General features: G+C 41.6%; 12 protein-coding genes. All 12 read right to left on the bottom strand.

Features of this window, described 5'->3' with window-relative positions; all coding sequences use genetic code 11:
- Positions 1-55: 55 nt before the first annotated feature.
- On the bottom strand, positions 56-2,353 hold the full coding sequence (locus AC570I_RS04230) for a heparinase II/III domain-containing protein (RefSeq protein WP_497404485.1): 2,298 nt from the start codon (positions 2,351-2,353) through the stop codon (positions 56-58).
- Between the two features lie 42 nt (positions 2,354-2,395).
- Complete coding sequence (locus AC570I_RS04225; protein ID WP_497404484.1) at positions 2,396-4,318, bottom strand: alpha/beta fold hydrolase; 1,923 nt, start codon at positions 4,316-4,318, stop codon at positions 2,396-2,398.
- An 11-nt stretch (positions 4,319-4,329) separates the two neighbouring features.
- Positions 4,330-5,556 carry an L-fucose:H+ symporter permease gene (gene fucP, locus AC570I_RS04220; protein ID WP_497404483.1) on the bottom strand — a complete coding sequence of 409 codons (1,227 nt, stop codon included), beginning with the start codon at positions 5,554-5,556 and terminating at the stop codon, positions 4,330-4,332.
- Positions 5,557-5,567: 11 nt separating this feature from the next.
- Positions 5,568-7,469 carry a glycoside hydrolase family 97 protein gene (locus AC570I_RS04215; protein ID WP_497404482.1) on the bottom strand — a complete coding sequence of 634 codons (1,902 nt, stop codon included), beginning with the start codon at positions 7,467-7,469 and terminating at the stop codon, positions 5,568-5,570.
- 20 nt (positions 7,470-7,489) lie between these two features.
- The gene (locus AC570I_RS04210) at positions 7,490-8,728 is read right to left on the bottom strand and encodes a glycoside hydrolase family 88 protein (protein ID WP_497404481.1); all 1,239 of its coding nucleotides are present in this window, start codon (positions 8,726-8,728) and stop codon (positions 7,490-7,492) included.
- A 70-nt stretch (positions 8,729-8,798) separates the two neighbouring features.
- Positions 8,799-10,112, bottom strand: a complete 1,314-nt coding sequence (locus tag AC570I_RS04205; protein WP_497404480.1) for an alginate lyase family protein — start codon at positions 10,110-10,112, stop codon at positions 8,799-8,801.
- Positions 10,113-10,164: 52 nt separating this feature from the next.
- Positions 10,165-10,758 (bottom strand): RNA polymerase sigma factor, encoded by a 594-nt coding sequence (locus AC570I_RS04200; protein WP_497404479.1) that lies wholly within the window; start codon positions 10,756-10,758, stop codon positions 10,165-10,167.
- 640 nt (positions 10,759-11,398) lie between these two features.
- A complete protein-coding gene (locus AC570I_RS04195; protein ID WP_497404478.1) occupies positions 11,399-13,756 on the bottom strand; it encodes a hypothetical protein in 2,358 nt (785 codons plus the stop codon).
- Between the two features lie 60 nt (positions 13,757-13,816).
- A complete protein-coding gene (locus tag AC570I_RS04190) occupies positions 13,817-14,608 on the bottom strand; it encodes an Ig-like domain-containing protein (protein WP_497404477.1) in 792 nt (263 codons plus the stop codon).
- Between the two features lie 27 nt (positions 14,609-14,635).
- A complete protein-coding gene (locus AC570I_RS04185; protein ID WP_497404476.1) occupies positions 14,636-15,577 on the bottom strand; it encodes a DUF5017 domain-containing protein in 942 nt (313 codons plus the stop codon).
- A gap of 21 nt (positions 15,578-15,598) precedes the next feature.
- A complete protein-coding gene (locus AC570I_RS04180) occupies positions 15,599-17,611 on the bottom strand; it encodes a RagB/SusD family nutrient uptake outer membrane protein (protein WP_497404475.1) in 2,013 nt (670 codons plus the stop codon).
- A 10-nt stretch (positions 17,612-17,621) separates the two neighbouring features.
- Positions 17,622-20,885 carry a SusC/RagA family TonB-linked outer membrane protein gene (locus tag AC570I_RS04175; RefSeq protein ID WP_497404474.1) on the bottom strand — a complete coding sequence of 1,088 codons (3,264 nt, stop codon included), beginning with the start codon at positions 20,883-20,885 and terminating at the stop codon, positions 17,622-17,624.
- Positions 20,886-21,315: the final 430 nt, after the last annotated feature.

The following is a 21,315-nucleotide window of genomic DNA, read 5'->3' as shown; positions in this document are numbered from 1 at the left end:
TGATGATCAAAAAAAAATTAATTGGTATTCTTTGGGTTAACATAAATTCTTTCTTTTAATTGCTTTCTGTTTTAACTGAGATCATTCCTTTACTAAAGACTGGATCTATTTTTCGATTATTCAGTAAAAAAATCCCGGGTTTGCCTGGTGCAAAAAAGTTGGCCTTAAAATAAGGCTGGCCCTGCACGTTTACTTCCATTTTTGATGAGTTCAAAGTGGAAGTTACATATAGTTTGGAAAGGGAGTCAAAAATATCCTTTTCTCCTATTTTTAAATAACTTCCATACCCGATAAAATATTCACTGATATTGTTTGCATTGTTAGGTGCAACCCCCTCCTTGTAGCTTATGCCGGTAAGGTATGCATCCGTTTGAATGCCATTAAAGCTATTAACACTGTTTAAATGCATGATATGGCCGTCTGCAAGTAGGTTCAAATAAAGCTCAGTTACTTTTCCGTCTTGGGTAATGCGAACTCCGTTCATCGTCTCGCTATGAAGTCTTTCAATTTTAGGAAGGTTTTTATCTGAAGGAGAATCCTTCAGAATAATAGCTGTTATGAATTTCGTTTGAGTGACCTCTTGAGGATATTTCACCTCATAGTAAACTTCTGTAGGGTTTTTTGGATCTCTGGCTTTGGGTGCAATTATCTCCTCGAGCTTGAGTTTCTCAGGAAAATCGTGATCGTATCCCGTTTCGACCAGTGTTTCGGGAAATAAAGGGCGTACTAATACCGACGAGTTATTATTGATGATACTTATATCACCCCCAATTTTTTTCGAGATTCCACCAGGGTGCAATAACCAGGAGAAAGCACCTGTCTGGTAAGCTCTAACATCATCAATGATTAAAATTACTTTCCCCATCCAGATGATGTTGCGAAAATTTCTGCTAAAATTTGATGCGGTTGGTCCCGATGCATCGGCAAGCATGTATTTAAAATCTGAACCGTTGATAAGTTGGGTAATCTTGCCTGGTATTGGAGATCCATTGTATTGCTGTTGTTTTGGTTGTGCCTTTCCATTGAAAAGGACGACATTGTGTGCAGGGCTTTGAAAGAAATAAGCAGGATATTCCTTAGTCCCATAAGAACTGTTACCCGCATCCTTGATAATGGCCTCCCCATTGTGATAAAGAATGAAAGAATTGGCATCAGCATGTGAATGGTTCCAGGTATAACCACTTTTTAATCCGAGCATCGTCTGATTTTTTTCCCAGGAATTGCGCATCATTGCCCAACCCATATCCTTAAACAATGCCGCTGTGGGCAAATTAGGTACTTTGGGTGCAGAACGGGTATCCGGCTGATAGATGATTCCTATGGGTGTATTAGGAAATAATCCCTCCCGGTGCTGTCCGTTCTCAACCTGGTTGAGGTACCACAAATTATTCGGGTTTTTATACCCTAGTGCTTCCAGTAGTTTAACCGAACGGTCAGCAGCAACATCTGTACCTGAATCTCCAAAATTGAGTGACTGAATAGGTCCTGTCCGTGGATAGGATGCCTGCATAAACCAATTTGCCATTTTTTCAAGTCCGGGAATGACCGGAAGTTTTTTTGCAGGGAATGTATTTTTGTAAGCGAGGCGAAAAAACAAGAATTCGCCCGTTCCGAATGAGGCATAGTTAAAACTTTCGTACATGCCACCATCCCGATCCATTGTCTTTGGCTTAAACTGAAGATCATCTCCGTTAAATCTAAACCATTCTTCTAATCCCTCTGAGCATTGCTCTACCCATTCTTTTGCAACAGGTTCTTCATTCACGATAGCCAGAGAGGCCACCCCTGCCATCCCTACGCAAGCACTCCACCAATTATGCCCCATAGAATTCAGCGTATGAATTCTGGTTCCTTTCAAAACCCAATCCTGCATGGCTGGTCGTATTCCCATTCGGACTAACCCGTCAACAATTACCTTTCTTTCATCTGGCGTGAGCAAATCATAGACTGAATCATAGCCAATAGCAACCAACCAGCAGTTATCAGCCACAGGAAGATCGGCGTGCCAGGCTGGCGATCGTTTCAGCATTTCTTCACTGCTCCATGTTCTTTGTCCACATAATTTGAGCAAAGTCTTTACAACCTTCTCACCGTATTTACGCTCACCTGTTACCAGATAGGCTAAGGAAAGAAATTCGATCTGTGGTTTTGCATCTGTTTTTAGAAGAGCATCGTCCGATACTTTAAGGATTGAGATCCAGTTTCTGCGTATAAATGTATCCTGGTCTATCCTGACTTTGAGTTTCTGTGTTTTCTCTTTGGAAAAAAACAGATAAGGGTGCTTTTGTGCACAAGTGATCATCGCTGAAAATACGAGCGTGATCAGTAAGCCATATTTTTTAAAATTTCTCATATATAAAATTTTGGAGAGTATTTTTATCCTATTTAAAGTCTGTTAGCGTCTTTTAGATGATGTAGAGGAGCTGTTACTGGTAATAAAATCAATAATTCGCCTATTGAACTCGACAGGGTTCTCAATATTACTTACATGTCCAGCATCGGCGATCGTCACTTCGATTGCTGTTGGAATTGCCCGCTTTAGTTTATGATTGGGATCCAAGTCATATTCACCTCTTAAAATTTGTACAGGAAAATTGATTTTAGCGGCAGACAATAGTTTACCAAGATCATTCCCGAGTAAAAAGCGTGGTTCATGATGTAGTGGCTGCCAAGCATCCCACTGGTAAATCATTTTCCATAGGGGCCTGGTGAGAGAGGGTATCGAATGGCCGTTGCGTGTGCTAAGGGCATTGAACCATTTCGATCTCATCACATCTATCCCGGCTGAACGATAAGCTTTTATTTTTTCGGACTGCGCATTCCATTCAGCGGTTGTCCATGGCCTGGAAGGGCCATTAACGTTAAAGAAATCCCCGCTTGCAGCGGTTGCGGTTAATACCCTCTCAGGATAGAGTGCCATGAAATCGCAAACAATAAATCCGCCTAGAGATAGCCCAACAAGATTAGCCTTTTTAATATGCAGGAAGTCCATTAAAGCTGCCAAATCCTGAGCATGAAGTTCAGGTTGGTTTTCATGAGGCATACTCGACCATCCATAACCCCTAATATCATACCTGATTACCCGGAATTTTTTGGATAGCGTTTCAAATTGTAAATCCCACATAGATCTGTCAAATGAATGGCCGTGTATCAGGATAAGGGGAGCTCCTTTGCCCATCTCTTGGTAATAAAGCCTTCCGCCCTTGACTGGAAGATAGCCTTTTTTTATCCTTTGGTCTGATGCGTCAAGGATATCTCTTACGAGATAAGGGATGACAGGACTCGAAAGAAAGGCTTTAAATTCTTTATGATTGTCATTGACATGTGCTATAAAAAAACCATACACGTTATTTTTTTTATCTATCCAGGGATATGCTCCTGCCCAGCTTGGACTACTCAGCAGTGTTGCCCTTCCAGTACTATCGGCCTCCTCCCTGTAGCACCCAACTCCGTAAATATCATTTCTATCATCACCACGCACCAAATTAACAAAATTTTCTTTATCTACTTTGGCGCCTTTCAACTGATCCGACTGCATCTGGAAAAGTGCCTGTTCAGATAGGATTCGTTTCCCTTTGAAAACACCATTATTTGATACCATGGATAAGAAATTTACATAATCACTCAAGGTAGATCTTGCGCCGCCACCAAGTTTAGGGTTATGTCCTGGTGTGGGATCAACAGGCGAGAACGAAGTTGCACTCATCTCGAGGGGTCTTGCAATCTGTTGTTTGAAGATATCGTCCCAATCTTGCCCTGTAGCCAATTCTGCCATCCTTCCGGCCACCTGCATCGACAGACCACCGTATTTGAAAGAAAGTCCAGGCAGTGTATCAGCATTCAGAGGAATAATTGCATCTACAGAGGCTTTGAGGTTCTGGTAATTATCTGGTCTTTGCCCTGGGGGCTGATAATCAGGATAACCACTGGTATGAGAAAGCAATTGCAGTAACGTAGCCCGACCTTTATCGCCTTTCATTTCCGGAATCCATTTATTTACCTGGTCTTGCCAGGATAATTTGCCTTGATCCACAAGACGCGCTATCACTGCAGATACAAGCCATTTGCCTGCGGAGGCGATATACACTTGCTGGTCTTCGGAGCCATTGCCATAATATCTCTGGTGCAGAATTTTATCTTTACTGCAAATGATTAGCGATGCACCAGAATAATACCCACTATCGATCCAACGCGTAATTCTCTCATCAAGCGGCGAGAAATCAAGCCTGGAGGCGTTTAACTGCTGGGCACGCAACTGGTGACTAAAACCAATATATATAACCAGCCAACCCAGCAGAAAAAACCTCAAATTAATCATTTAAATATCAACTAGTGTTTAACGCGGTAAAAGCGTATACCAAATAAGAAAATCACTATATAACATATAATGGGAAGATAATAAGCATTGGCCACCCCAAACTGGTCTGCAGCATATCCCATAACAAAAGGAAAAAATGCTCCCCCCACAACCCCCATAGAGATAAAAGATGAAGCCTGTTGGGTACGGCTTCCAAGGTTTTTTATGCCCAGGCTAAATATGGTAGGAAACATGATACTAAAAAAGAAATTAATCATCAATAAAGCGATAAAGGAAACTAAACCCAGGCCTTGTGCAACGATAATACACATAACAATATTAGATACTGCGAATATCGCCAGCAGTCGGCTGGCACTGATATACCTCAACAAAAATGTTCCGACAAGGCGTCCAGCCAACATCAAGCCCATAAAAACAGTCATATAACTTCCTGCTTTCAGGTCAGAGAAGCCCATTTGTTCGTGGGCATAATTGATAAAGAATGCCCATGTTCCAGCCTGTGCTGCGACATTGAAGAACTGAGAAATTGCGGCCCAAACAAAGTGACTATGCTGGAATAGCTTTTTATCCGGGGCAAGATCTATATTAGTGGCATCTTCAGTGTTTGCATGAGGGTCGCTCAAGGCTGGAACTTTTACAAAAGAAAAGCAAATCGCAATTAAAAGGATTACGCTTCCAATAACCAAATATAGTGACTTGACCGAAGAAAGGTCGGTGCTTCCAGGGGTATTTCCCCTTAGCAAAAAATATGATCCGATTAGCGGTCCGAGCATTGCTCCAACTGCATTAAAGAGTTGTGCAAAGTTTACCCTTTGATCACTCGTACGCTGATCGCCCAGAGCTGCGACAAAAGGATGGGCAACTGTTTCAAGTGTGGAGAGGCCGCAACCTAAGATGAATAGTGCTGCGCCGAAAAAGCTAAATGAAGCTGCATTGGCTGCAGGATAAAACAAAAAGGCACCTAGCGAAAATAAACTCAACCCTAGGATCACGCCAGCTTTATAGCCGAATCTTTTCATAAAAAGACCCGCAGGGATACCCATCACAAAGTATGCGCCGAATACGGCGAACTGGACAAAAGCTGATTGGGATTTGGAAAGTTTAAGCACATGCTGAAAATGCTTATTTAGTACATCGGCCATTGTAATCGCAATACCCCAAAACATGAAAAGGGATACTACAAAAACTAAGGTTATTAGAAATCTTCTATGAGTAAAACTCGGTTGATTTGTGATCATAAATTACAGTGTTATATTTTACGCAGCCAGATAGCCTGACCACCTGAAGCTTTTAGTGGTGTATTAATTACGGTTTTTGAAGTAACTTTTAGAGTTTTCACACCTACTTTTGTTTTGGTTTTAGCCTGATCGTCGTCGCTGTATATCCGGGCTTCATAAGTGGCTCCTTTAGGTAGAAAATCAAAGGATATTCTTACATTCCGAGCATCGTTATTTGTTATAGTCCCAATGAACCAATCGGTACCGGATCTCCTCGCTGTTGAGACATATAACCCAGGGTTCCCTTGGAGCACTTTGGATTCGTCCCAGCTGGTTGGAATCTTATCCCAGAATTCGAGCTCGGGCTCACCTTGATATTGACCTGGACGATCATACCAATAAAGGGTTTGTATCGGGCTATAGTAAACAGCTGCAAGTGCGAGCTGATGTGCATGGGTTGTTTTGATACGTTTGTCGAAATAACAAATGGTATAGTCTGCCGGACCACACAGATATCGGGTAAATGGCATAATTGTATTATTGGTTGCTGAAGGCATTTCCTCGTTACCTCGAATACCTTCAGCTGTCATTAGGTTTGGCCAGGTGCGCTGTTCGCCGGTCTGACGCCAATCATCATGGATGTTAAGCATAATCTGACTGGCGGCAGCCTGTTGGATGGCTTTCTCTATCCAGGTGGTCCAACGGTGTGAACCGGATTGCACAAAGCCAAATTTTACACCTGCCACTCCCCATTTCTTATACACTGAGAAAAGACTGTCGGTCTGCAGTAATAGCGCCTGTTGATTGACATAGAGCCAAACCCCTATGTTTTTTTCCTTACCATATTTAATGATCTGTTGAAGATCGAAATCCTTTATTGCAACTTTGGTGGCATCAGAACTGAAATCAAAAGCAGGACCATACCATTTCCAATCGAACAAAATATGATTTAGATTCCTTTTGACAGCAAAATCTATATTATCGATCGCGTCCTGTGTGGTCTGCGACATCACCCTCATAATTTTCCCAGGCTTGATGTAAGAGAGATCTTTAATCTTTGACGGCTCGTTGAGGTTTAGGACCATATAGCTGTTCTGAGCAAGCTTTGCAGCATTATCAGCAACCATAATCATTCTCCAGGGTGTGGAAACCGGGGAGATCAGGTCAACAGGCGTAAACATCGAAGTGACAATAGTATTAGCATACTTCGGGTCAAGCTTAAATTTAGTTCTTGCATAATCAACCATCTGGGCTTCTACTAAAGAAACGAATTTACCCGTAGGTAGCACAAGCGTTAATGGCCGCTCTCCCTCACCATTCCAGTCTTTCAAGGCCAAGAGTTCATATGGTGCCTGAGCCCATTTCGCCACCCACGCGTTTGTATTTTCAGGAAAAGTAAAAGTATCATTCTCTGATACAATCCTGTAATAGGTACCTTTCTCGTTCTCAGGAAAGAAATAGCGAAATGCGACCCCCTCATTGTAAACCCTTATCTGAATATTCATACGATATATCGAATTATCGTCTTTCACTGTTTCGATCACAACAGCGTTATAACTATCCCTTATTTGGGACTGTTCGCCGTACACGGGCTTCCAAACGGTGTCCTTATTGGTCCGTACAACTTTTGTAATCTTGAGATTATCGAACCATTTGCGATGCTGATCAACCTTAAGTGCCATGGCACTCTCAGATAAATGATTATCTAGGTCTAAATCTAAATTAGATTTGCTGATGATTTCTTCTTTTTTATAGTTAACACTATAATGAAAGGACCTTTGGCCTGATGCATCGGCAACTTGCCAAAATCTAAATTTAAGGGATTGATCAGGAGAGGAAATGCTTATATCCGAACTTGGAACGGTTTTTTGAGCCATCACGGACTGGAGAGCAAAAAATCCGGCAACAAATAGAAAGAAATATTTTTTGGCCATATTGTTATCTAATAGAGAATCTATAGCAGATTCTGGTTTAATGATTTACCTTTCTGCAGCTTTGCTAGTCTGGTAAGTGCTTCAATGTAATAATAGTCCGCATATATAATGGATGTATCCACTTCAGAGCCATTCGGCTTATGCCCTGTAGAATGAAGTAAAAATGCGGTGTTGACTGAACCGCTTTTGTAACGATCTGAAGAAAGAGAGGTAAGCATTTTTTCGGCAGCCCTACGGTAATGAGCTGCTTTTTTTTGATCTTGAACAAACGTGGACAGCTCCAATAAAGCAGAAGCGACTACCGCTGCTGCTGAAGCATCACGAGGGGCATTTGGAATGGCAGGATCATTAAAATCCCAGTATGGAACCAGGTCCGTAGGAAGCTTTTTTAAATATACATCACTTACCTTCTGGGCAAAACTTAAGAAGGATGTATCACGCGTTTCACGGTAACACATCGTGAAGCCGTATATTGCCCAGGATTGACCACGGGCCCACATTGAATTGTCGGCGTATCCCTGATGGGTCAGCCCTTTGATTTTCTTTCCTGTAAACCGATCGTATACCACGGCATGATAGGCAGAAAAATCTGCTCTAAAATGATTTTCCATCGTTTTTTTGGCATGGGATAACGCCATATCATAAAGTGCTTTGTGCCCACCGTTTTTTGAAGCCCAGAATAAAAGCTCCAGATTGATCATGTTATCAATAATTGTATTATGCTGGGGCCAGTCCATGTGTTCTACGGATCGCGGCCAGGAAAGTATGGTGCCCACCTTTGGGTTGAAAAGTGTTGCAAGTGTGTCTGCGGTGGCTAAAATAACCTGTTTATACGCTGGGTTTTTGGTTAGGCGATACCCGTTCCCATAGCTATTAAAAACCTGAAAACCCAGATCATGATCTATCGCCTTTTGCATAGAGAGTGATTGGAGTTCATGTGTAAACCCGTCAGCTGAAGTTCGAAGCGCTTGATCGTTTGTTCCTTCAAAAGTATACCATAGCGTGCCTGGCCAAAATCCACTACACCAGTCCTTATAATCCACGAAACGCCATGTATCCGTCCCCGGCAAAACACTTCTGGGAATATTTGTAGTGCCTTCAGGTATCAACTTAAGCGTTTTCTTTGCTTGGCGAGCGCAATAGTCTATTTCCTTTTGAACATTAAGTTGCGCATACGACTTACAAGAAGTAAATGTAATGACAGTTAAAAGAAAAACTGGAAACCATGATCTCATGTTTCGGTAATCTGTATTATTCATAAGTTTTGAAATTCGGTAATAAATCCGGTAAGAAAAAATACATTCCACCGAATTGCGATACCTTTTATTGTTATTTTGTATACATCAGTGTGCCAAAGCCTAGCTGATCAAATCCCCCACTATTAGGACCATAATTTCCACCACCGCCTTCAGGCCTGACTTTTTCGGCAAATTGTTGGCTATACTTTGCGCCTAAACCTTTAACCTTCACATAATGGTTGTAGATTAATTCCCACGATGGGCGAAGAGTACCTCTTGCAACACTGGAAATCACTGTGTGTTCTGGCGTTAGGCTTACAGGATCACAATTTTTATAAGGGCTAAATGGCACAATGTTGGTAGTATTAACATTGTACTTCGCGGTGTATTCTGATAAGGCCAGAACCCGATTATTATCGTAAGAAAATAGGTCAATCCCGATATTATAGGCCATCTGACAAAATGTTCCATATAGAGATATATTAAGGGTTGCGTGTCCCTGATCTCTACCAGACTCCTGTCCTTGCCCTAAATCCTCATCGCCGACCTGGTGCCTATGAATAACGGCATTATGAATGTTACCAGTTCCTATCCCGTTCTTGAAATAATTGACTGCATAATCAATTTTGCTTTGGTCATCAACAAGAATTCCTATGGCAAGAACAGTATTCATATTGGCAATATCCCAGTTGGTCCAATAATGAGAAGCGCACGTTCCGTTATGTCGCTGTAAAAAATCAAGCGAAAGTGGATACCATACGCCAGTCATCCAATTTTGAAAAGCTTTGAAGTCATCTGGATTCCAGCCTGAGTATCCCCTTACAAGCTCAGCCGCATTCGCAAACTGATAGCCATATATACCGGAAGCTAGAAATCTATTTGAATCACCATTAATACTTTTATTAACCGCGGCCCATGAATTGAGTATTTCCACTGTCTTATCGGCATATTTTATGTCACCAGTAAGGTTATACATTAATCCGCACTGGTATGCTGCAGCGGCATCACGGTAGGCATTGCCATAATTATCACCTTCAGCCTCCTCCCTGGTACCGCCCCCACGAATGATTTTCACGGTAGGCTTGGGAAGGTAGGTAAGCGATACGTAAGTGCTTGCAGAAAGTTTATCAAATCCTGATTTCCATGGCTGCAAATTTGCTGTCAGCTTAGATTTTATAAAATTGAAATCAGATTTTTTATGAAGCATTGCAGGATGGACTATTGAAGAGGCATTCACCTCAACGCTTGCAATTTCCCTCATCCCGGCTACCTCTTCATCCGCAGGCGCGATTTCTTTACAACAAATAAAAATACTAGTTAAAACAATCAAATAACCTATCTGAGTAAATGCTTTTAGGTAATCGCCCTGGATAATAGGAAAAAAGTGTGGCAATTTTAGTTTCATAAATTTTATTTTTGATCTCATGTTGTAAGGCATATAGCAAATAGAGGCTGTATTACGCAGCATATATGAGTTTGAGTGAACTGAGCTCTCTCAAGGCTTGCGTTGCCCGGTAAACATGGTTAACGACAGTTTGATAGCGAACCCCGGTTACCTTAGCGATTTGATTATAGTCGAGCCCCTCATAAAACCGAAGGTGGACCGCCTCTCTCTGCTTTCTCGGTAAGGTATCAATCGCCTTTAAAAGCTTAAGACTTATTTCTAAGCCTCTTTCGGAGAGCATAATCAATTGTTCCTCACAACATTCAGTCTCTACTTGTGGAATCAAGGTAAGCTTCTGATTCTTGGCATTAGTTATCCGAATATGGTTGAGCAAATTTGATCTTGTAGATTTGAAAAAATAAGCCTTAACATTGGATATGATCCCTATTTTCTCCCGATTGATCCAGAACTTTAGGAAAAGTTCCTGAAGCAGGTCATTTGAGAGATCCTCATCCCGTAAAATTTTGTAGGAATAAGCAAGCAATGGCGAGTATAGTTTTCGATAAAGCTCTGAGAACGCTCCCCGATCACCCATAATAGTTTTTTCCCAAAGCTTTACTAGCGCTACGTCTGCGCATTCTTTCAAAGATGAATTGGTGGATTGCATGCTGTTTGATTAAGTTGTTGTTTCAAAACAAAATCTCTGGCAATTATAGATTCCTTTATAGCTGTACAAAAGAATATTTTGAAAGGCCTGTTGTATATTTAAAGTCAACGTAGAGGCCTTTACAGAGTCTATCAAGCACATAGATTTACATTTGGTATTCCAAACATAAAAAACCTAAACCGGTTTAGCAACACAATGTTCAATTTTATTAAAATTTATCTTAAAGCACCTATTAAAAATGATTCTGATTACAAATATCATTTTTCTTTGAAGAATCAATAAAAATATTTCGATTTAAACAAATTAACGAGAAATCAGAATAAGACCAGAGTTGATTAATTTTGCATCCTAAAGGTGGAAAATATCTTTGTTTATCACATCATCCTCTAATTGAAGGCAGCTTATTTTGATATTTGTTGAATGGGCAAGAAGTGATTGAGCGTTTAGGATCAAGATTTAAGATACCGTTTGTTCAAAAGGATGATATCTGGAGTGGTGGGATTTTTGGCCTAAAAATTCCATTTAGAATCTTGCAGAATTTTTGGGTCAGATAATGGTATGGTGAGAAATTACTAAAGTTCAATATACAGTAATAGGCACATTAGCCTATTACTGTATAAATAATTTGATAAAATCATTACTACTTTCTGTATAACACAATGGTTGAAGATGCAGCAATCTTAAGCTTATTTTGAACACCAATATTTTTTTTGGTTACCAAATCTGTCGATGATCTAAATTCGTTTGGCACTATAAATTCAGACTCCTTGTCTTTTTGTGTATTCATTGCAATAAGATAATTACCATAAACCATTGTGTAGAGATCTGCTTTCCCAGCATAAACATTCTCATCTCCGGCTTTAAATTTAACACCCTGCGGTATCTTAGCTATGGGCAATTCCTCGCCTGCATGTGCAGATTCTAATCCAGGATACCATTCACGACCACCAGAAAATGCCAAATTCACCCAGTTCGGTCGCTTATATTTCAAGCCCGAATCCTCAAATTCTGATTGAATATAGATGTTAGAGATGAAATCATTTTCTAGAGTCATGAAATGAACCTTGGCAAGACCGTTAACTCCATACCTTGCTCTCCAATAAAGTGAGGCATAAAGCCTTTCTTTTCCATTTTTAACTGCCACTACCCCGTCCTCTTCGTCTGAAAAAACAAAATCAGGCATTGCCGCTGACATTGGCAATTGCACTTTAGTCGGTTTTTGAGCCTTTATCCATTCATAGTCATCCGGGATAGTAATTAAACTCTTCGTTACCCTAAGTCCACCCATTTTAAGTTTATTCGCTACAGCCTTAAAAAACTGGTTATCTTTGATCATCTGTTGCGCAATGCCTATGGCGAGCGTATCATGAGTAGAGGCGGCAGTCATAAGCGGGCTGGCATCCCAAGCCAGGTAACGGTCCCCATATATCACATCACCGGGATAATGTTGATCATCTCTCCATCCTACAACTGACTCCATGCGCATCGCTTTATAACCATCATCATCCTCAGCTGGATATCTAAAATAAGTTCTTGCCTTCATCATCTTTAAGAGCTGCGCTCTGATTTGCTTATCTCCTGAGTTTGCTACACCATCCTTTCCTGTAGAATTGTAAATATCAACAACCCAGTCTAATACTTCTCCATAATTACCAACATAGCCAAGCTCCTTAGTTAACCCCTTAGCTGTAGTCTGGAGGTAATTTTCCCCAAGAATTTTTTCCGGACCATTTGCAGTTTCCTTACCTAACCATGGCTTTAATCCCACTGATTGATAGAGGTAATCTAACGTTTTCTCCCGAGGCAATGCCTTGCTGCTGTCTAGAAGCATGAGCGCCTCATTACAATCAAACATGAAAAGATCTACGATCATGGATTGATTTGTGTATTGCCTGCGATGGGTCGCGCTATGTTTGACGGCTTCATCCATAAGCACTGACCATGCTTTTCTACGATTAATCTGTGTACCCTTCCCGTCATCAAAAGTTTTTTCAAGCTCAGGGTTGATCTCAGTCCAGAGCTGCGTGATGGCCCTCGCGATCGGGCCGGTTACTAACCAATCCCCATTATAGATATTTGGATCAGAATAAAGGATCTTTGGGTCCTTCAGATATTTCCGGTAGTGCTCATCAATGCCTAAAATTATCTTATCAACTAATAACTTGTTATGATAGGCAGTAGTCCATTTTATTTTGTAGGCAGCTGAAAGAAACATAATTTCCAACTGGTTGATCGGGCGATTTTGCTTCAACGCAGCGTTAAGTTCATTATTTACCCTTTTTTTAAGTTGAACCATAACCTCATCATCCGGTTCTTTCCTGGTCTGAGGGTTGGATGGGGCTTTACCTTGAACTTCTTTTTTCCCCGGCTCCAGTTTAGTACTTGTATGTGAATAAGCGTTGTATAAGCCAAGCGAACCTGAGCTCATGTTTTTTTGATACTTATCAAATGTGGTTCCATATCCCCAAATCTCGCCATAAGAACGTATCTCAAGATTTATTTCCCTTTTTCCAATGGTGAGGTTAAGTGGTATAGGAAGTGTAACGTAAAAAAACCTGTCCTTTAGAGGCACTTCTCCGTTCCCCAGATAAAGTAAGCCAATATCACCAAGATGGCGGTAACCGACCTGCTTTCCTTCTGCAAAGAGCATAAGCATGGAACGATCCATGTCCGATCCCCAAAACTTTACGCTGAAATAATTCTGAAGAGTTGGGTCTACTTTCATTTTGAATGATAATGTTCCTCCATCGAAGCTGGGAACTTTTTTTGGCAGGAGCAGTCTCGCTGGTTCAAACAACCCTCCCTCAATGACTTCAGATTCGACGGCCTTAAGCTGGTGTAAGCCTTCAGACTGAGAATTGCCAAATATTATTAAATCGGTATTTCCCTTTTGGGAGTATGCAGCTTGGGAAAATAAAACCATCAACCCCATGATGCCAATCAATACGGAACATTTGGTTCTACTGAGTCTGATTGAAAAAAGTTCTTTCTTTAGCATAAATTTAACTTTTGCTCTTACATCCATTTTTATTAACTTGTTAATATTTGCGTTTAAAGGTTAGAAATAACGGAATGCTCTGACTTTATACTTATATAGCTTGCTAAAACTGGATGTTGAGGATACAGTGCCTGGTCCCATGAAAACATAGTTTGCATTGGCAACATTTGTCTGTATTTCTGAGGAAGACCAATAAACAGTTTCCGGAATATTTCCAACAACTGACTTTCTCAAGCCCAAATACGCAAGTTCGGCTGAAGATGGCAGAAACCAATCAGAGTAACCACCGCCCCGATAGTCTGCGCACAATTTAGCAGCATAATTTCCGGATCCTAGTAAAGTGATGATCTTGGTGGTATTAGAAGCTCCGGTACCGACTGCAGTACCTGTAGCAGTAGTGGCTTCAAGGGATTCAGGGGTCCAGGGAGCTGACGGTGATATGTCATCTTCTGATACCACATAACCACGTTGTACGCCAGCTACTGTAAGGAGATGAACAATGATTCCACCAGCATAAAACTGTCCGGCAACAAAAGTTCCCGAAGGAACTACCGTAAAAACGGTTTCTACTTCTCCTGCATCGAAATCCCCTGAACTTGATTGAACGGCTTTTATCGTAGTCGTTCCTGCACCCAAAATAGTTATAGTATTCCCTGAAACTGTAGCCACACCACTATTACTGCTGGTATACGTGAAATTTCCATCACTATTGCTCTGCGGTGGCCTGACCGTAAAAGGTGCATCACCAACTGCGCGTGCATTAACGATAAAGCTTAGTGTTGGAGCTACTTTTTGATCTTTTTTGCAAGCCGAGATCAGCAGCACAAAAAATATAAATATGAGATTTCTCATTTGAAATAAGTTTAAATGATAGTGTGCCTAATTAACCGTTATAGTGAGCTGTTTTACAATTTCCTTCACGCCGTCAGCCGAGGCATTATTCGCAACAAAGGTCACCAGATAGGTTCCGCGTCTGGCAAAAGAATATATAAATTTATCAACGACTGCCGAAAACTTTTTCACGCCCACTGCCTTATCTGAGGCAATAGAGGATGCTTTGAAGCCGCGGGATATCAACCAATCTTCATCGCTCAGCTCGTTCACTCCAGCCTCGAAGCTCGCCGTTGTAGAGAATGACCATTTAAGCGAATCCTTTACCGAAGTACCTTTAAAACTAAAGCTATTGAAGCCAGCAAGTTTATTATCGGTATCCACCGTACCATGAGTAAAAACGGTGCCGTTAGGAAATTTATTCTGAAAGATAAACTTGCTCATCGTCCATCTACGCGCCCTAGATGCAGCGGAATTTGTCGTACTCATGTATCGGAAAGCCACATATAGGGAATCTCTTGAGGTCCTGAGATCAGCGACATTTATTGAATCAGATACCACCGCTGTAGTGCTTGTTGGCGCGGGAAACTTTGCCCGAGAGCTAATGTCTGTCCATGTAGCACTTCTAATACTGGCGGAGTCAAGCCTTCCGGAAAAATCATTGGAAACAAATAAACGGAGGTTATTGGTTTGTCCAATATTTCCTGACGCAAGTGCAGTCAGCTGGGTGGTAAAATGGATAATATTACGGGCATCAGGCGCTGTTACACGTGCGATATTGGCATATTCCTTGCCAGGTTCTCCGGAATAAAAGCTGATATTATCCGGTACACCCTGAATACTGAATTCAATATTCTCGTTGACCGCCACCGTGGTTTTATTTGCAGTTACCTCAAATGCTGGTTCCTCAAGATTGTAATCCTTGCGGCAAGAGGATGCAAATACAATTGTAATTGCAAGTATGGTATATAGTGAAAATTTCGTTTTCATTGTTTATAGCTTAATGGGCGATTAATAGCCAGGGTTTTGCACGATTTTTTTATTTAATGTTATCTCTTTCAATGGTATTGGCCATATAATACTAGAAGTAGTGATCTGGTTTACCGGTGAAATGGCACTGGCACTTGTGGTGGCCGGAGCCGCTGGTATTGCGGGATCGCCTCCCCCAATGTCCGTGGCAAGTCCTCTGACCACATTGTAAAGGGTTCCCCACCTTTTAAGGTCCTGATAGCGCAAACATTCAAAAGCAAGTTCTCTGAACCTTTCATCCCGGATAGCCTGATCAAGCTGTGATTTGCTCATGGAGGCAAGGTCAATTGTACTTGCATGGTTGCTTAAGTTTGCTGTGATCGATGTTGGCCTTTCCCCCACGTAAGTGAAAACAGCACCAGTCTGCGCTGCAGCAGAAGCTCCGGCGGTATTGGTAGGTGCAACCGAAGTTGCTGTTCCCGCCGTCGTGACGCGATACTGCCTGGTCCCTACCGCTACATAGTCATTTAGCTGATAGCTGGTAGCCGCTACCCAGCTACCCCTACCTATTGTAATTATCGGAGCTGAGGTATACCCTGAACCCTGATTAATGACCGTGATGGACAATTTTCCAGAGGTGACAAAGGCCACCAATGACGCGCCACTTCCTCCACCTCCAGTGGAAGTAATCAGCGGTACAGATGTAAAATTCGTAGATGCCGCATTTACTACGTCCACACTATTGATGATATTGGTTGTACTGAATGCACGTCTTCTAACCTGATTGATCGCATTTAATGCCGCAGTAGTAGGGCCGTTAACATAATTCTCTGCCTCTGCGAACATCAACAAGACATCAGAATAACGCAATAATGGAAAATTGATGGCGCTGGTGCGAAGTGTACCCCTGCTGATCAAATCTTCTTCTTCCCTGCGCCACTTTGCCGGGAAACGTTCCCACAATAAATTCTCAGCAACGAAATTACGTACCACTACAGCACTGGTGGTCGTACTGGTAAAATTATAGTTGGCGATCGTGCGGTCCCTTCTCAAATCACCAGGCTGATAAGATTTGAAAAGCCTTGGATGCACAACAACGTTCCCCTCACAAAATCCGGTATCAATACCCCTGGTGGGTGTAACGGCCTCAGAAATCATTCTCACCCCGACGAAGCAAGCCACGGGCCCACCTTGATTTTGAGTTACAGCTGGTCCATTATAAGAGTAGCCAAGTTCCCAGATATTCTCTGAATTGTAAAGATTCTTTGCCTCATCAGCAAATACCTTACTGAATTGCGGAAGCAAGCTATGCTTATTCGAAGTGATCAATTTATTTGACCAGAATAATGCATCCTGATATCTGGCGACGTCTTTTAAAGGCTCACCTGCTGCATGCAGGCAAACTCTGGCCAGAATTCCCTGTACGGCATCCTGGGTAACCCGGTCCGAATAACCCAGACTGGCAAAGGTTTGGTCTTTCAATAAGCCTTCGGCTTTGACCATATCTGTTATGATCTGATCATAAACTTCCTTCAAAGTCGACTTGGCCAGCTGTCCTTCTTCTACGTTCTTGGATGCTGTCAATCTTAAGGGTACACCTCCGTACCATTGCGCCAATAGAAAATAATAGTATCCCCGTAAAAAATAGGCCTCCCCGGTTGCTTTATCTATTGTTGACTGATCCACCCTTCCGGCAGAGTTCCCGATGTTCTCCAAAAAGTTATTGATAAAGTTGATGCTCGCATAACAGTTATCCCAGTAGTTGGTGATAATACTGTTACCCGCTGTTGATGAGAAGGTGGCTGGCCCATTTGGCGCTGTCCTGTGATATCCTTCATCACTGGATGCATTTGCAGCCTGCATCCAGTCCCTGCTTAGTGCAGAATTTTTTAGGTTTGAGTAAATTCCAGCAATCGCATAATCGATTTCGGTCTTGTTGGAATAATAATTAGAAGTAATGGCGAAGTCGGTAGGCTCAGTTGCCAGGTACTTTTTGCATGATCCCAGCATAAAGATGCTGCTAATGCTCAATATCAGTAGAATATAGTATTTCATGAATGTAATATTAAAGGGTAACATTTAAACCAAACACCACAACCCTTGCTCTTGGGTAGGGAGAAAAATCAAATCCGGGAGTAGTAGCGGTATTCTTTGTTGATACCTCAGGATCTGGCCCGGTGTAATTCGTCCAGGTATAAAGATTTTGTGCCGAAACATATAGCCTGGCGTTTGATATCTTAACCTTTTGGAGCAGCTTGCGATCGAAGTTATATCCCAATGATACGGTCTTCAATCTCAGATAAGATGCATCTTCAACAAATCTGGAGCTGAACGAACGGATTCCGAATGCCGTAGCATTAGCTCCTGGGTATTGTCCCCCATCATTTTGAAGTGTCCAGTAATCGGCATAGCTCGCGAACATATTCAAGCCCAACCCTCTGGCATCACCATTTGACTGACCTTCGTTGACAGTCCTGTTTCCGTTATAAACATCATTTCCATAGGACCATTGAAAGAATACATTCAGATCGAATGCCTTGTAGGTGAAGTTATTAGAAATACCGCCAATGTGCTTTGGATATGGATTTCCGATCACCGCATAATCATTTTCATTGATGATGCCATCATTATTGAGATCCTTAAATTTCACATCGCCAGGTTTAACCGAAGTTGGATTTGTTCCTGGATAAGCCATGGTACTTTTAAGGCGATAAGTGGTTTCAGTACCGTTTCTGATTACATCAAAGTCCGCAAGTCTATATAGACCGTCGTATACATAACCAAAAAACTGCGCCACCTGTTGGCCTACCTTGGCGATGTAAAGAGGCTGACTGGCATAGTCACTTCCAAAGGTAGACGATGCCGAAAGCTCTTCTCTCACCTGTTGATTTCTCGATAGTGCTAAAACCTTATTTTTATTAAATGAGATATTTAAATTCGTTGACCAAGAAAAATTTGTGGTTTTGATATTATTGGAATTGAATGAAAATTCCAATCCTTCATTTTGGATGTCTCCAACATTTTCGACCGTCGTGTTAAAACCTAAACTTGAAGGAATGTTAGAGGTAAGCAGCAAATCGTAAGTTTTCTTTTTATAATAATCCACCTCTAAATAGAACCGATCCTTCAAAATTCCGACCTCCATTCCTATATCCAGCATCCTGGAAGTCTCCCACTTAAGATCTGGATTAAACATTTTGGTAGGAATCGCACCATTGGATATCGTGCCATTGAAAGAATAACGGGTAGTGGTACCGGATCCCGACAATACAACTGGAGAAGCATAAGCATAATCACTCACCCTATTGTTTCCGGTTATACCATAAGATGCCCTCAACTTAGCAGTACTGATTGCTTTGAGGTTTTTCATAAAATCCTCACTGGTGATTTTCCAGGCAACCGCTCCTGTTGGAAAGTATCCCCATTTATGTCCTTCATAAAATTTTGATGATCCATCTGAACGAATGGAGGCAGTGATCAGGTATTTATCCTTGTAACCATAATTCACCCTTCCTAAGAACGATGCAAGTGTATTTTCACTTGTAAAAGAGCCTACACTGAAAGGGGTACCCTCATCCAGTCCAGATACGCCCAATTTTTCATTTGGTACCTGAATAGCTGAGAACGCACTGGTTTTGAATGTACTACGCTGATTGGTAAAACCAACCAAGGCATTGATGGTATGGTCCTTTCCAATCTTTTTATCATAAGTCAATGTATTTTCATTCAAAAAGCTAGTGCTGTTAAATGAATTTATTCCGCCGCTCATTCCGTTGAGCGCACCTTGATTGGTTAATGGACTCCCTCCTCTTGTAAAGGTATTGTTAAAGAACTCTGCACTACCGGTATTGTAATTAATACCAGCGGTACTACGAAGTTTTAAATTTTTGAAAATTTTATATTCCACGAAACCATTGGTCTGGAGATTGTTAACATAATTATCATTAACTGTATTCAGCGCGAGCAAGTAAGGGTTTAGACGATCCAAATCCCGGTCTCCTGCCTCATCATCCTGAAAGCTATTTTCCAATGCATCCAGGTTGCCTGAACTGTTGATCGGCCTGTAACTCCAGACACTTTGAAGGAGGTTAAATTGTACACTGTTTTGAGTTCCAGAACCAATGCCTTGAGATTGGGTATTAGTCTGGTTGCCATAAGATTTGCTTGCTGCATAATTGGCAACTACGCCTACCCTGAATTTGGAACCAAGGTTTTGATCCAAAGTAATACGCCCTTGATATCGCTTGAAGCCACTGGCAATCACTAACCCCTTTTGATCTACATAGTTTCCGGATATATAATAATTTGTTTCATTGGCACGTCCTGACATGGTTAGGCTATAATTCTGAAAAGGCGCTAGTTGAAAAACCTTATCCTGCCAGTCTACTGTTTCCACATTCCTGTAGGATTCAAGCGTTTTGCCATCCGTGAAGTAAACGCCTCTGGCATAGGCTGGACTAATGTCCTGCTGCAACCTCACGAAATCATACGCACTCAATAGGTCCATCTTTTTTAGCACTTCCTGAACACCTGCATAGCCCTTAAAAGATATGTTTGGCGTCCCAGCTTGTCCTCTTTTCGTTGTAATCACTACTACCCCATTAGCCCCCCTTGCGCCGTAGATTGCCGTTGAGGAAGCATCTTTCAAAATGGTAATAGACTCTACGTCACTGGGGTTGATACTATTGAAGGCGTTATCTTCCTGAGGGAAACCATCCACAACGTAAAGTGGTCCTGCTCCTGATGTTACCGAGCCAGTACCGCGAATGAGAATCTCTGAGGCGGCACCAGGCTGCCCATCGGGTGAGGTCACCTGGACGCCGGCTACCCTTCCCGCCAAAGCTTGATCAAGGGAATATACAGGCGCCTTATTGACATCCTCCATTTTCACCACGCCCACTGCCCCAGTCAAATCCTTTTTCCTTGAACTACCATAGCCAACTACAACAACATCATTCAGGTCACTGGTAGATTGCTTTAAAACAATCGTCACATTTGTACGCGGCCCGAGATCAATTTGCTGAGTTACATAACCGATATAACTTACCACTAGAATCGGTTTAGCGTTTGTTTTTGGAATTCTGATGGAGAACTTTCCACTGCCTATTGTATTCACAATGGTCTGCGAGCCCTGCAAGCGCACGCTTACTCCAGCAAGGGCTTCACCAGATTGCTCTGTCACCAAACCTGTTACCACCTTGTCCTGGGCGGAAGCGTTGTTTGGAAAAAGAAAAATTGCAGTAAAAAACACGATGAGACTACCCCATTTTAACGTGTTTTCCCTGATGCGAACAAAGTTCGCGAAGTAATGGGTAAAATTTGCTTTCATGTATATTTGGTTAATTTAATTGCTTTGGTAATTCTTTATCTGCTTTTCTGGCGCTAAGGCGCAAGGATGTTTGCAGTAAAAAAGACCCTTAATTTTTTATAATATTACGGATGCCACTTGATGAGATATTGAGATTGTTTTGTCATCCAGATAATGAACCGGCGTTTTTGTAACAATTTTGATCAGCCTATCAATTCTAAAGTTTTCTAATTTGGTTATCTAGTTATAATGAGAGAAAAAGAAAAAGTTTATACTCTTTTTTTAAATAAATAATATATAATGACTCCAGATAATTTTGACCATACACCTAAGTAGGCGTATGACAAACATTTTCTTCTCAAATCGGCTTGTAACCGTTGATTTTCCAAACCGGTCAAATTAGATTCCAGATCTTTGAAACTTTACTTTGCTGGCAAACGAGTTGAGTAAA

Source organism: Pedobacter sp. A2324 (assembly GCF_059693705.1).
This window is presented reverse-complemented; position numbering and strand designations above follow the sequence as displayed.